This is a genomic window from Caballeronia jiangsuensis, from assembly GCF_046030135.1.
Lineage (GTDB): Bacteria > Pseudomonadota > Gammaproteobacteria > Burkholderiales > Burkholderiaceae > Caballeronia > Caballeronia jiangsuensis.
Genome location: NZ_JAQQDB010000008.1, coordinates 107,555 through 121,444, shown reverse-complemented (window position 1 = coordinate 121,444; position 13,890 = coordinate 107,555). Strand labels below are relative to the sequence as shown.

General features: G+C 62.6%; 12 protein-coding genes. 7 read left to right on the top strand and 5 right to left on the bottom strand.

Annotated features, from left to right (window positions below; all coding sequences use genetic code 11):
• A complete protein-coding gene (locus PQR08_RS10870) occupies positions 1-1,785 on the bottom strand; it encodes a recombinase family protein (protein WP_408161281.1) in 1,785 nt (594 codons plus the stop codon).
• Here PQR08_RS10870 and PQR08_RS10865 point away from each other — a divergent pair.
• The 4 genes from PQR08_RS10865 (at position 1,712) to PQR08_RS10850 (ending at position 5,161) form a co-directional block, all read left to right on the top strand.
• Positions 1,712-2,785, top strand: coding sequence for an MFS transporter (locus tag PQR08_RS10865; protein WP_313761200.1), 1,074 nt, complete (start codon positions 1,712-1,714; stop codon positions 2,783-2,785). The genes PQR08_RS10870 and PQR08_RS10865 overlap by 74 nt on opposite strands.
• A 103-nt stretch (positions 2,786-2,888) precedes the next feature.
• Positions 2,889-3,209, top strand: a complete 321-nt coding sequence (gene ppnP, locus PQR08_RS10860; RefSeq protein WP_250486458.1) for a pyrimidine/purine nucleoside phosphorylase — start codon at positions 2,889-2,891, stop codon at positions 3,207-3,209.
• Positions 3,210-3,291: 82 nt separating this feature from the next.
• Positions 3,292-4,311: a type IV toxin-antitoxin system AbiEi family antitoxin gene (locus PQR08_RS10855; protein ID WP_250486457.1), complete on the top strand. Its 1,020-nt coding sequence runs from the start codon at positions 3,292-3,294 to the stop codon at positions 4,309-4,311.
• On the top strand, positions 4,289-5,161 hold the full coding sequence (locus tag PQR08_RS10850; RefSeq protein ID WP_250486456.1) for a nucleotidyl transferase AbiEii/AbiGii toxin family protein: 873 nt from the start codon (positions 4,289-4,291) through the stop codon (positions 5,159-5,161). The genes PQR08_RS10855 and PQR08_RS10850 overlap by 23 nt, the downstream gene beginning before the upstream one ends.
• A 3-nt stretch (positions 5,162-5,164) precedes the next feature.
• Here the strand turns inward: PQR08_RS10850 and PQR08_RS10845 are convergent, their stop codons facing one another.
• Positions 5,165-6,181 (bottom strand): 1-aminocyclopropane-1-carboxylate deaminase, encoded by a 1,017-nt coding sequence (locus PQR08_RS10845; protein WP_238212418.1) that lies wholly within the window; start codon positions 6,179-6,181, stop codon positions 5,165-5,167.
• A gap of 144 nt (positions 6,182-6,325) precedes the next feature.
• Between PQR08_RS10845 and PQR08_RS10840 the strand changes: the two genes are divergently transcribed.
• The gene (locus PQR08_RS10840; protein WP_250486455.1) at positions 6,326-6,868 is read left to right on the top strand and encodes an Lrp/AsnC family transcriptional regulator; all 543 of its coding nucleotides are present in this window, start codon (positions 6,326-6,328) and stop codon (positions 6,866-6,868) included.
• Positions 6,869-6,957: 89 nt separating this feature from the next.
• Entirely contained in the window at positions 6,958-7,785 is an 828-nt protein-coding gene (locus tag PQR08_RS10835) for a cupin domain-containing protein (protein WP_238212422.1), read from the top strand.
• On the opposite strand, the gene PQR08_RS10830 is transcribed toward PQR08_RS10835, so the two are convergent.
• From PQR08_RS10830 to PQR08_RS10820, 3 genes are all read right to left on the bottom strand, one after another.
• A complete protein-coding gene (locus PQR08_RS10830) occupies positions 7,763-9,112 on the bottom strand; it encodes an amino acid permease (RefSeq protein ID WP_250486454.1) in 1,350 nt (449 codons plus the stop codon). The two genes, PQR08_RS10835 and PQR08_RS10830, sit on opposite strands and share 23 nt — an antisense overlap.
• A 123-nt stretch (positions 9,113-9,235) precedes the next feature.
• Complete coding sequence (locus PQR08_RS10825) at positions 9,236-9,583, bottom strand: cupin domain-containing protein (protein WP_250486453.1); 348 nt, start codon at positions 9,581-9,583, stop codon at positions 9,236-9,238.
• A gap of 14 nt (positions 9,584-9,597) precedes the next feature.
• Complete coding sequence (locus PQR08_RS10820; protein ID WP_250486452.1) at positions 9,598-10,962, bottom strand: NAD(P)/FAD-dependent oxidoreductase; 1,365 nt, start codon at positions 10,960-10,962, stop codon at positions 9,598-9,600.
• A gap of 332 nt (positions 10,963-11,294) precedes the next feature.
• Here PQR08_RS10820 and PQR08_RS10815 point away from each other — a divergent pair, with 332 nt between their 5' ends.
• On the top strand, positions 11,295-13,661 hold the full coding sequence (locus PQR08_RS10815) for a penicillin-binding protein 1A (protein WP_408161280.1): 2,367 nt from the start codon (positions 11,295-11,297) through the stop codon (positions 13,659-13,661).
• The last annotated feature ends 229 nt before the right edge of the window (positions 13,662-13,890 follow it).

The window sequence follows — 13,890 nt, the reverse complement described above, 5'->3', positions numbered from 1 at the left end:
TCAGGCGGCGCGCTTGCGTCCGCGTCGCTCCTTCGCCAGCGCCGTATGATGCGTATTTTCCACGGTAAGCTGATCACGCCGCTCGCCCGTTTTGCGATCGATCCAGAGAATCCGCACGATATCGCGTTTTGACACAAGTCGAAGTCCGATCATGCCCCGGTCCTGAAGGCTGACTTCGATCCGTGCGAACGTGTCGGCGATCAGCTGGCGGGCCTTCGTGCGGGCCACCTCGTCGAGCCGATCGACGCCTTCGCGCAGCGCCCCCCATACTTCCGACACAGCCGGCGTGCAATGCCGATGCAAGGCTTCAAGGTCATGTTCCAAGGCGGTCACCCGCGATTTTTCCTGATCCAGCCGGGGTGACAGCCTCGTCATGTGCTCAAGGATCATGGCGGGCGTCGACGCGCCGCCGATCGCCTTCACGCCCAGATAGGTGCGAACCTCGTCTGCCGTCTGATCGACCTGCTGACGGGCAAGCGCCAGCGCACTGTTCAGCTGACGCGTCTTCTCGTGGTCCTCCACGAACAGCGACGCGAGGTTCAACTGGTCGCTGCAAAACGCCATCAGCGCCCGCTCAACCGGCACGATCGAACACGAGCCGACGGTGCAGCGATCTGCCGCCTTCTGGGCACCCGTGCACACGAGCCGCCGATGTCCCTCGTGGGGTAAGCCATCCGCTCGCTTTGGGCGGCTCATGATATTCTGATTGCCCATCGCATAACCGCAACGCGCACAGAATGTAATGCCAAGGCCAGTCATGAAACTGATGACTTCGGCGCGGCCCACGCGGCGACCGCGTTGTGCGCGCAGGTATTGCAGCGATGCGAATTCCGCCTCCGTCAGCAGCGCCGGATAATAGCCGGGCAACAGATACGTCTCGCCCTCGACCTTGATCGTTTTCTCGCCGACAAGATTGCGGTTCGCAAGGATCGCGTGCAGACGCGGCACATTGCTGACGCAGGGCGGTAGCGCAATGCCTGCTTCGCGCATGCGTTCGAAAGAGCGTGAAGGACTATGACCCGCGCGGTAAAACCCGATGAGCGCGCGCAAGCTCTCGGCGTACTCGCCGACCAGTTCGAACTGGTTCCGGTTGCGATCGAATCGAATCCACTTCGGATCCTTGCCGACCGCGATATGGCCGCGCCACGTGCCCTTCAGCCAGCCCTCGCATTGCAGTCGCAAAGAAGCCTTGACGCGTTTGCTCTTGATGTCGCTCTCCTGATGCGCGCGCATCATCTCGATCATTGAATACATCAGGCTCCACGGCTTGTCCTTGATCTGTTCGCGGCTGTACACCTGTCCGTCATTCGCCGTGACGACCGTAATGCCCGAGTGGATGATGTTCAGCAGTTGCGCAAGCGCGACATCGACTTCGGCGCGGCTCAAGCGGTCGTGCGATTCAACGACGAGCACCGACCCCGATGGCACGCGGCCCGAGTCGATCGCCTTGAAGAACGTGCCGAGCGCGCCCTTGGTGACGTTCTTGAGGTGGTAGGCGGAAAGACCCTCGTCGCGAAGGTTGAGCGAGGTGTCGAGCGTGAGGCCGTGATCGGCAGCCCATTTGGCGGCGTATTCCTGCTGATGGGCAATACTGGTGCCGGCCTTCTGTCGCACGTCGCTGAAGCGCAGATAGCTAAAAACGCGGGCGTTTTTCATGTGGTTGGGGAAAACGAGTACCTGGACTTTCAGTATATACAGAGTCTCCTTAGGCGTGCCGAGCAACATCATCCTGCACAAGGTCGGCGCGCGGCTCTGGATCGCACGCGTGATGATCACCTGGGCCATCATCTCCGCCGCGATGATGTTCGTGCAGACGCCCACGACGTTCTATGTGCTGCGCTTCCTGCTCGGTCTCGCCGAAGCGGGCCTGTTTCCGGGCGTCATCCTTTATCTGACGTATTGGTATCCGTCGGCGCGACGCGGCAGGATCATCGCACTCTTCATGACGGGCATTCCGATTTCGGGCGTCATCGGCGGTCCGCTGTCAGGCTGGATTCTCCACGCGATGAGCGGCACGCACGGACTCGCAGGCTGGCAATGGCTCTTCCTGCTCGAAGCGATTCCGTCGCTCGTGCTGGGCTTCGCCATCATCTTCATGCTCGACAAGGGCATCGAGCAGGCGAAGTGGCTCACCGACGACGAGAAGAAGATTCTCGCCGCCAACGTCGCAGCCGATGCTCAGGGCGTCGAATCTCATTCGTTCAAGGACGGCTTTACGAATCCGATGGTCTGGGCGCTGTCCGTGATCTATCTGTTCTTCATCATGGGCCTGTACGGCGTGGGTTTCTGGCTGCCGACGCTCATCAAGGGATCGGGCGTGAAAGACCCGCTGACGATCGGCTTCCTGACGACGCTGCCGTATGCCGCCGCCGCGATTTCGATGATCGTCGTCGGGCGCAGCTCGGATGCGCGGCGCGAGCGGCGCTGGCACGTCGCGGTGCCGGGTCTCATCGGCACGCTGGGCTGGATCGTCGCGGTCATGGCGGGCAGCGGCAACGTCACGCTCGCGATGATCGGGCTCACCGTCGCGACGATGGGCGTCATGACCACGCTGTGCCAGTTCTGGTGCCTGCCGACGGCGATTCTCGCCGGCGCGGCCGCGGCGACCGGCGTGGCGGTGGTGAACTCGTTCGGCAATCTCGCGGGCTTCATCAGTCCCTACGTAATCGGCTGGATCATCGACAAGACGCATTCGACGGATCTCGGCGTGTACACGCTCGCGGCCTGTCTCGCGATCGGTGGCTTGCTGGTGTTGTTCATGCCCAAGCGTCTCGTGAACCGCTGATTCGACGATGCTTCGTTCAGAACGGGCGATGCGCTGGAAACCGCATCGCCCTTTTTTGTATGATGGCGGACCAACCATTCCCGACAACCGAAGGACCACCGCCATGACCGCCGCAACGCAATTCGATCAGGTTTCCGTCATCAAACGCGCCAACGTCTACTTCGACGGCAAGTGCGTGTCGCACACCGTTCTCTTCGCCGACGGCACCAGAAAGACGCTCGGCGTGATCCTCCCCGGCACGCTCAACTTCGGCACCGACGCGCCCGAGCTCATGGAAGTGCAGGCCGGCCAATGCCGCATCCGCCTCGACGGCAGCGACGAGTGGAAGACGTATGGCGCGGGCGAATCGTTTTCGGTGCCGGGCAAGAGCCGCTTCGATATCGATGTCGTCGAAACGCTCGATTACATCTGCAGTTACCTCTGAGCGAATTCGCATCGATTGTCCAATTTTTTGCGATGTCCACGTTTCGTGTACACTCCATAAAACTGGACAACGAGCCGCACTCATGCCGCCGAATGCCGAGCAACTCGTCGAAGCCGCCGCCGCCGCCTTCAGCGACGCGACCGGCCTCGCCGCGCGCCGCGTCAAACCGCCCGCGCGCGGCGAATACGACGCCGCCATCGAATTTCGCATCGGCGGCGCGCGCGTCAAGCGTCCCGTCATCGTGCGGGAAAACATCGACCGGTTCAGCGCGCTGTCGGCGTTCGGCGCATCGGCCACGCGCGACGGCGGCGCGAATCCCACGCTCGTCACCCTGTATCTGTCGCCCGACATGATCCGCGCGTGCCGCGATCTGGGCATCGATGCGCTCGATCTCGCCGGCAACGCGAGCCTCGTCGAAGGCAATAGCGTCGTGATCGTTTCGGGCCGTCCGCGCGCCGCGAAAGGCAAGGCGCATCGCTCCAGAACCTGGACCAAATCGACACTGCGCGTCACGCTGGCGCTGCTCATCACGCCTTCGCTGCTCGAGCGCGGCTATCGCGACATCGCGCAGAACGCGGGCGTCAGTCACGGCACGGTGCAGAACGCCGTGCGCGCGCTCATCGATCATCGCGATGTGTTCGAACGGCCCGATGGCCGCGGCCTGCAATTCGCCGACAAGGAACGGCTCATCGACGAATGGGTCACGCTGTATCCGCGGCAATTGCGCGAATCGCTCGTCATCGGGCGATATCGCGCGGAGTCGAACGACTGGTGGCGCGATGCGCCCGATCTGCCGGGTCAATGTCAATTCGGCGGCGAGCCCGCCGCGGCGATACTCACGGAGTATCTGAAGCCGGCGACGGTCACCGCCTATTGCACCGAAGCCGCCGTGCCCCGCGAGTGGATCATGCAGGCGCGCTTGCGGCCCGATCCCGCCGGCAACGTCGAATTCCTGCGCGCGCCCGTCGCGCTCGCGCCCATCGACGGATTGCCGCCGAACGTCGTCGCGCCGCTGATCGTGTACGCCGATCTCGTCGCGAGCGGCGACCCGCGCAATCTCGAAACCGCCAGGATGCTGCGTGAACGCTACCTCGCCGCTTGAATTGCTGCCGCATCGCCCGCTCGTCGGCGTCATGTCGACGATGCTGCGCGAAGTCGTCGCCGCATCGGAGGCGACCGGCATCGCGTGGTTCGTGGGCGGCGCGAGCGCGCGCGACATCCTGCTCACTCACGTCCACGATATCGAGGCGACGCGCGCAACCGCCGACATCGACATCGGCATTTCGATTCAGAGTTGGACCGGCCACGACGCGTTGCGGCGCGCGCTGCTCGCGTCGGGCAATTTCACCGCGCCGAAGGGCTCGGCGCATCGCCTGAATTACAGCGCGCCGCAGACCGGCGAGCGCACGTGGCTCGATATCGTGCCGTTCGGCGGCGTGCAGGACGAGCACGGCGAAATCGCGTGGCCGCCGGACGGGTCGGTGCGGATGAACGTCGCGGGTTTCAGGCAGGCGCTCGATACGGCGATCGCCGTGCGCATCGACCGCGATCTCATCGTGCCGGTCGCATCGCTGCCCGCGCAGGCGATGCTCAAGATCGTCGCGTGGCAGGACCGGCACGCGGCGGATCGCAAGGACGCGATCGATCTGCTCTTCCTGATGGCGCATTACGCGCAGGCCGGCAATCTCGACCGCCTCTATTCCGACGCCTTCGATCTCGTCGAGCGCCACGGCCACGATCCGGATATCGCGGGCGCGGCGCTGCTCGGGCGCGACGCCGCGGCCATCGCGAATGACGGCGACATCCGCGCGCAGATTCTCGCGATCCTGCGCGCAAACGATCCCGCGCCGCCGATCCTCACGCACATGCTCGGCTCACGCACCGCGGTCTTCGAAGCCGATACGTCGGAACGCGTCGCCGCGTTGTTTTACGCATTCCGCGAGGCGTTTTAGCGCTCAGCCGTTGCGGAACAGATAACTGTACGCGTTGAGCGCGGGCACGCCGCCGAGATGCGCGTACAGCACCTTCGAGCCTTCGGGGAATTCGCCGTTGCGCACCATCTGGATCATGCCGTCCATCGATTTGCCTTCGTAGACGGGATCGGTCAGCACGCCTTCGAGCCGCGCGCACAGACGAATCGCCTCCAGCGTGCCTTCGTTCGGCAGGCCGTATTCGGGGCCGCCGAAGCGCGTGTCGAGAATCACGTCCTCGCGCGTGATGTCCTGGCCGAGATCGACGAGTTCCGCCGTGTGCTTCGCGATACGCAGAATCTGATCGTGCGTCTGCTGCGGTTTCGCCGATGCATCGATGCCGATCACGCGCCGCGCGCGCCCGTCCGCCGCGAAGCCGACGACCATGCCCGCCTGCGTGCTGCCCGTCACCGAGCACACGACGATGTAATCGAAGCTGAAGCCGAGTTCTGCTTCCTGCGCGCGCACTTCCTCCGCGAAACCGACGAAGCCGAGACCGCCCAGCGGATGCTCCGAGCAACCCGCCGGCACGGGAAACGGCTTGCCGCCCGCCGCGCGCACGCTGTCCATCGCGTCCTGCCAGCTTTTGCGGATGCCGATATCGAAGCCATCCGCGACGAGCCGCACGTCCGCGCCCATCATCCGCGACATCTGGATATTGCCGACGCGGTCATAGACGGCATCGGAGTAATTGACCCAGTTTTCCTGCACGAGCACGCATTTCATGCCGAGGTGCGCCGCGACCGCCGCGACCTGGCGCGTCTGGTTCGACTGCACGCCGCCGATCGACACGAGCGTGTCGCAGCCTTCGGCGATCGCTTCGGGAATCAGGTATTCGAGCTTGCGCGTCTTGTTGCCGCCGAACGCGAGACCGCTGTTGCAGTCCTCGCGCTTCGCATACAACTCGACCTTGCCACCGAGATGCGCGGACAGGCGCTTGAGCGGCTGGATGGGCGTCGGTCCGAAGGTCAGCGGATAACGGGGAAAACGTTGCAGGTTCATGATCGGCGTCCTCGTGAGGGTGGAACACCATCGTAAAGATTGTCGCGATCAGCCGGGTTGCGAAAAAAATGCTCCTGGCCTAACGTTTCTGGAGATGCTGATGCCAATGCAAATTTTTATTTCGCCCGACACCGAAGACACGCAATGAAAAAAACCTCATCCGCGCCGAACCCGCATCCGGCGGGCGTTCAGACCGATCGTGTCGATCGCGCGATCTTGCGTCAGTTACAGCGCGACGCGTCGATCTCGAACGTCGCGCTCGCGGAGAAGGTCAATCTCAGCCCGCCCGCGTGTTTGCGGCGCGTCGAGCGACTGCGCGAAACGGGACTGATCCGCGCGACCGTCGCGTTGCTCAATCCGAAAGCGCTCGACGCGGGCATGCTCGTGCTGATCGGCGTGATCCTCGACCGCTCGACGCCGGATTCCTTCGCCGATTTCGAAAAGGCCGCGCAGAAAGTCCCCGGCTGCACGGAGTGCCATGTCGTGACGGGCGAGTTCGATTTCTTCATGCTGATCCGCACGCGCGACAGCGAAAGCTTCAACCGGCTCCATGCCGAGAAGCTGCTTTATCTTCCCGGCGTGCGCCAGATCCGCACGTTCGTCGTGCTGCGCGAGATTCTTTCGACGACCGCGTTTCCGATCGGCGACTCGGCCGGCGCGCGCACGCAGGACATCACTCGAGCATAGGGCGACCGCTCGATACAAAAGGACTCTGTAAAATGCAGCCACATCATGATCTCTGTCTGAGGGCACGCTGCGAAAGCCGAGGTTCATAAGTGACACTACACCGTATTACCGACGTAGCCCGCCTGACAGGAACCAACGTATCCACGCTTCGGTTATGGGAACAGCATGGACTGGTATCGCCGAAACGGTCGGCAGTCGGGCAGCGTGTTTTCGATCAGGCCGATATCGAAAAGATTCGGGCTATACAGCACATGCGGAAAGTCGAAGGACTGAACATGTCCGCGATCCGCAAGGCGCTTGCGGAAAAAGACCTCGACACTGCGCCTCAGTCCCTTGAGCGCGAGCCCGAAACGGAAGGGCTCAACGAAAGCGGACAAAACGGACTGGGCAGCCGCTTCCGGCTGGCCAGACGAAAAGCCGGTTTGTCTTTGCGCGAAGCGGCAGAATCGACCGGGCTCGCCATCTCTTTTATCTCGACCTTCGAACGCACTTCGCAAGGCGCCACCGTCGCGAGCATGCAGGCGCTGGCGCTGTGCTACGGGACCACGGTAACGGACCTGTCTCAACCGTCACGCAGCAAGCCTCACCGCGAGGTCGTTCGAAGCGGGAAAGAGCGCAGTATTGCCGGCTTCGGCAAGAACATCCGCATCCTTCAACTGGCCGAATCGCTCAGCTTGCTCGACTGCCAGAAGTGGGTGCTTCAGCCTGGCGCGGAAAGTAGCGGGTTCTACTCCCACGAAGGCGAAGAGTTTATCCACGTTCTATCCGGTGCATTTCATATCGCAGTGGACGATGTGCAACACGTCCTCGGGCCTGGCGATAGCATCGCTTTTCCGAGCCAGCATCCGCATAGCTGGAAGGCTACGGGTGACGAGCCAACGGTGCTTATCTGGGTCAACACACCCAAGAGTTTTTAGTGGTGTGTGCTTTGCCCTTGCCAATTCCGTAACGCTGCGCGATCAGCCCCATGATCACGATGACGGCCGCGAGACACGACGTGGAGAGCACCTCCGCGCGGTAGGTTCCTTCCACTGTCATGGTGACCAGCGCGCCAATCACGAAGGCGATAACAGCCCAGGTCAGCCACGGAAACAACCACATCTTCAGCTTCAGTTCGACACCTTGCGCCTCCAGTTGCCGACGCATACGCAACTGGCAACAGGCTATCGTCAGATAGACGAGCAACGCGACGCAGCCTGTGGTCTGCATCAGGACGTCGTAAAGATCCATCTTGGAGCTTGCCATCATATAAACCGCGGTGAAGGCAAAGACGCTCGATATCACGACGGCCACATAAGGCGTACCGGTCCCGTTCGCGGTCCTGGCCATGATCCGGTGTGCATCGCCACGGCCGGCGAGCGAAAAGAGCATGCGCGACGCCGTATAGAGCGACGAATTGAAGCAACTGCAAACCGAAGTCAGCACCACGCAGTTGACGATCAACCGGGCATGGGGAATACCGAGCGCATCCAGTGCGACGGTGTAGCTTCCGCGCGTAGGATCCACCAGCGCAGGATCGTTGTACGGCACGAGGCACACAACCAGAAAGATCGATCCGACATAAAACAGGATGATGCGCCACACAACCGAGCGAATCGCCTTGAAGATCTCTTTCCCGGGATTGACGGACTCGCTCGCCGCCACCGTCACGACCTCGGCCCCGATCATGGCGAACATCACGCCGAGCAATGCGGTGATGACCGATTTGGGTCCGTTCGGCATGAAACCCGAATCGCTCAGATGGGAGAAGCCGCGAGCATGTCCGAAAGGCCAGAGATGCACGACGGCGAGACTGCCGATCACCAGAAACAAAATGATCGCCGTCACCTTGATCATGCCGAACCAGAATTCGAACTCGCCGTAGTTCTTCACGTTCATGAGATTCGTGCCGATAAACGCGAGGGTGAGCATCAGCGCGAAAGCCCAGTCGGGTATCGAAGCGAACCAGGCATGCAGAATCTGGCCAGCGACGTAGGCTTCCCAGCCCATTAACATCGCCCAGAAATACCAATACAGCCAGCCGATCGTGAAGCCCGCCCAACGGCCGATGGCGCGGTCCGCGTAGGTCGAGAACGAACCGGTATCGGGCTGGGCGATCGCCATCTCACCCAACATCCGCATGACGAGAAAGACGAGAATGCCGCCTGCCACGTAAGCGAGAATGACCGATGGTCCCGCGAGCGCGATTTGTTTGCCCGACCCTATGAACAGAGCGGCGCCAATGACTCCCGCGATGGAAATCATGGTCATATGACGTGACTGAAGGCCGCCCTTGAGCGTTCCGTCATGGGAGTTAGACATGGTGTCTCCTTTTGTACTTCTAAATAACTGCGTTTCAATCCGATGCGTTGCCGATCGCCTTTGAAATCAGTCGATGATCAAATAGGATTTTCGGATGTCCTCGCGGATATCCCAGATTCCATTGCAGTTCGCAGGAAAATAGACACTGTCCCCCGCGCGCAACTCGATTGGCGCCTGGTCGTCCGGCGTGAAGAAGCAATGGCCGGCAAGAATATGGCTGAACTCGCGCTTCGTGACTTGCCGACGCCACACTCCACGGCTGCACTCCCAAACGCCGAATGCAACCCCCTCCTCCTCTGAACGCCCATCGTGCGCGGTTCTCGTTCGGGACACTGGGTCGCCAATGGGCGCGGCAACGTCCACCCAAGGTGAAAAGCGCGTGCTGTCTTCATATCGGTAAACAACGGGCTTCATATACTTCGACATCCTTATGATTTATCTTCCAATCCAGACGGGGCAAGCTTTGCCAGCGCGACGTCGAACGTCCTTGGCACCGCGCCCGCCGCTTCCCGGCATTCCTTTCTGCGCACCGCGCCGCGTACCAGCGACCCGCCGATGTATTTGATCGGCTCCGGCGGGAACGTCCGCGCCCGGCGCCCGACGAGCGCGCAACCGCTCCACTCGTCTTTTCGCTCGAGCGCAAGACTGGCGAGAATCTTTCCGCCGATCCGGCTGGGTCCGACGCCATTACCGCTCCAGCCGACGCCATAGTGAATATGCTGCGTGCCGGAGAGCGTGCCGAAGACCGGCAAGCTGTCGTAGGTTCGGTCGATTGGACCGGACCACGCGTGCGTGACGCGCACGCCGGCAAGCATCGGATAGGTACGCCGGAAGTCCTGCTCCGTCATCGCACAACTCTCGGCGTGGTGGCTGAACGTTTCGTCGATGATCCCGCCTCTGGAGAGCGCCCCGGTTCCCTTGCCGAAGGCAATGCGTCCGTCACGAGTCGTCCGGTAGTAGTTCACCATCAGTTGCGAATCGGTGATCGCCTCGCCTCCCGTCCAGCCGATCGAACGCAGTCGTTCCGGGATCGGCTCGGTCACGACGATGGAACTGTTGACCGGCACGATCAAGCGTGCGATCTCGGGAATGGCCGTCGCCCATGCATTCGTTGCCAGTACAACGGCGTTCGCGCGCACCTGAGCTTTATCGGTGCGCACGATGGACGGACACTCACGGCTGATTTCCAGAACGGGCGTGTTCTCATAAATGCGGATGCCGCGCTTCAATGCGAGCCTGCGCATGCCTCGAACCAGCGCCGCCGGCTGTACGGTGCCATTGCTGCGCTCGAACACGCCGGCCCGATGAATACCGGAGCCCGTTCTGCGAGCGACTTCCTCTGAAGCGACATGTTCGAAGGGACGCACGCACAGTTTGGCGCAGGCCTCGACCGTCGCGGTCCATGAGTCGCCCTGCGCTTCCGATGTCGACGTCCACAGCCAGCCGGCGCGCCGGAAATGCGCATCGATAGCGTGCTGCTCGCAGAAGTCTCCGAGTTCCTCGATCGCACGCTCTGACGCACGGGCCAAAAACAGCGCCTGCTCGACATCCATGAACGCCAGCAGCGACGCGATCTTGGGCCACCACGACATCACGAAACCGCCGTTACGCCCGGACGCGCCGCCGCCGCAAACATCACGCTCCAGCACGACGACCTTTGCCGCCGGACTCAGCTCGCGAATGGTCAGCGCCGTCCAGAGCCCGACGAACCCACCGCCCACAACGACGACATCGGCGTCCTCGGATGTGGACAGCGGCGCGGCCACGTCCAGTTGCGGCTCGGCGTCGAGCATCCAGAAGCTTCGTTGGAGAGACGTGATCTCCCGCCGCGAAGAGGTCGAAACTTTCATAACACCCTTAGTCAATTGTGCTTTTCCCCGAGAGAACCGCAGACCGGCCCGATCCTTCTCAAACAAAAAGGCTACATGTTTTCTGTAGAACAGGACAATAGGGAAATGTTTGCGATGAGAGAATCAGGGTTTTCCCGCGAACGATCACGCCAGCGTAGCCGTGACGCATTGCGACGCGCACGCACGCCGTCGCCCCGATGACAAATTTGCGAAAGACCTGCTGAAAAATTACGCTACGATTCAGGGTTTTCCATGTCCGGGCATCCCGTTTCGTTGTGACCGCGTCTGATTTCAAAGCCCTGGCCAAGGCGATTCTGGCTCGCCTCGCGTCGCGGCTGCGTCCGCATCTGCGGCCGCGCACGCTGCTTCTGCTGCCTGCCCTCTTCCTGCTCTACGTGCTGGTGCTGATTCCGTTCACGCCCGGCATCCGCGATATCCGTAAGGCAAAGGTCGACCAGCCCGCGCAGATCTATTCCGCCGATGGCAAGCTGCTCGCCGAGTTCAAGCCGACGCATCGCGAATGGGTGAGCCTCAAGGAAATCTCGCCGCAGGTGATCGACGCGCTCATCGCGACGGAAGACCGGCGTTTCTATCAGCATCACGGGATCGATTTCAGGCGCACCGCGGGCGCGGCGCTGCATACGTTCTCGGGCGACCGCCAGGGCGGCTCGACGCTCACGCAGCAGCTCGCGCGCAATCTGTATCCCGAGGAAATCGGCCGCTCGCAGACGCTCACGCGCAAGCTGAAGGAAGCGATCACCGCGTTCAAGATCGAAGCGCTCTATTCGAAGGACGAGATTCTCGAAACCTATCTGAACACGGTGCCGTTCCTCTACAACGCCTACGGCATCGAAATGGCCGCGCGCACTTACTTCGACAAATCCGCGGGCCAGCTCGACGTGCTCGAGAGCGCGACGCTCATCGGCATGTTGAAGGGCAACAGCTATTACAACCCGGTGATCAATCCCGAGCGCGCGCTCGACCGGCGCAACATCGTGCTCGGGCAGATGGTGAAGTTCGGCCACTTGCAAGCGGCGAAGCTCGACGCGCTCAAGAAGCGTCCGCTGCGCATCGACTTCGAGCGGCAGACGGAGGAGCCCGGCCGCGCGCCGCACTTCGCGCAGCAGTTGCGCAAATGGCTGATCGGCTGGGCCGACGACAACGACTACAACATCTATTCGGATGGTCTCGTCGTGCGCACGACCATCGATTCGCGTCTGCAGACGATGGCGACGAACGCGCTCGCGCTACAGGGCAATCAGTTGCAATCGATCGCGAATGCGGCGTGGGGCGGACGAGGTGGCTGCGCGAACACGAACGCGGATCTCGCGCACGCGTTCATCCGCGAGACGGATCAGTATCGCGCGCTGCGCACGAGCGGCGCGAACGATGCCGATGCCATCAAAAATCTCGGCTCGGACCGCGCGTTCATGCAGGCGCTGTGCGAGAACAAGACGCGCGTGCAGGCCGCGTTCCTCGCGCTCGATCCGCGCAACGGCCAGATCAAGGCGTGGGTCGGCAGCCGCGATTTCACGCAGGACCCGTTCGATCACGTCGCGCAGGCGCGCCGCCAGCCTGGCTCGACGTTCAAGCCTTTCGTCTACGGCGCGGCGTTCGAGCGCGGCGCGAAGCCGACCGACACGTTCATCGATCAGGCCGTGGAGATTCCGGTGCGCGGCGCCGAAACCTGGCGTCCGACCGACGATTCGCCTCCCTCCGGCCGCCCCGTGAGTCTGCGCGACGGCATCGCCTATTCGAAGAACCGCATCACCGCGCAACTGATGGAACAGGTCGGGCCCGGACGCGTCGCGCGGCTCGCACGCGACATGGGCGTGCGCGACAGCCATCTCGATGTGGTGCCGTCGCTCGCGCTCGGCACGAGCCCGGTCACGCTGAAGGAGATGGTGTCGGCGTACGGCACCATCGCCAATGACGGTAGTTATATAGAGCCGCTGCTCGTCACGCGCATCGAGAACAAAGACGGCGACGTGCTCGCGCAGTTCGAGAGCGCGCCCGAACGCGCGCTGTCCGTCGATGCGACGCGCAAGCTCGTCGATGTGATGCGCGACGTGATCAACCGCGGCACCGGCACGGCGATCCGCACGCGCTTCGGCATCCGCGCGGACGTCGCGGGCAAGACCGGCACGACGCAGGACAACGCCGACGGCTGGTTCATCCTGATGCATCCGCAACTCGTCGCGGGCGCGTGGATCGGCTTCAACGACAGCCGCGTCACGCTGCGCAGCGACTACTGGGGACAAGGCGCGCATAGCGCACTGCCGATCGTCGGCGATTTCGTGCAGCGCTCGCTGCGTTCGCATCTGATCGACGCACGCGCGCGCTTCGACACGCAGGAAACGCCGGGCCTATGGCAGACGATGACCACCCGCGTGCGAACCTGGTTCGACGAAACATTCTCGAAAGCGCCGAAGCCGGGCAAGCCGAAGACCGCGCAGACGGCGGCGCAGCCTCCGGCGCGCACGAAGCGCGCGCCTTCGGAGCCGGTGGCCGAAGTGACCGAAGAAACGCCGCAACCGCCGGTATTCACGACGATGCCGCCGATCCTGCCGTCGCCGAACGAAAGCGCGAGCGACACGGCGGCGGCATCGGCGCCCGAGACCGCGTCCGGCGCGCAGCAATAACGCCCGGCGGGCGTCCACCGAGGCCGGTTAGTTGCGGCGCAATCGTTTCAAAATCGCCCTTCCGCCCTTATGCGCGGTCGCGCACAGAGCATGCGCGGAAATGGTGCTTCGATGCATCAAGGCGAAACAAGTCCACCGAAGATTTCGCCGACACAATGGCGCGCTGTGGCCACACGCGCCAGCCAAACAGGAACGGAAACCTGGCCTTCCAGGGTTTCCCGCTCCACGG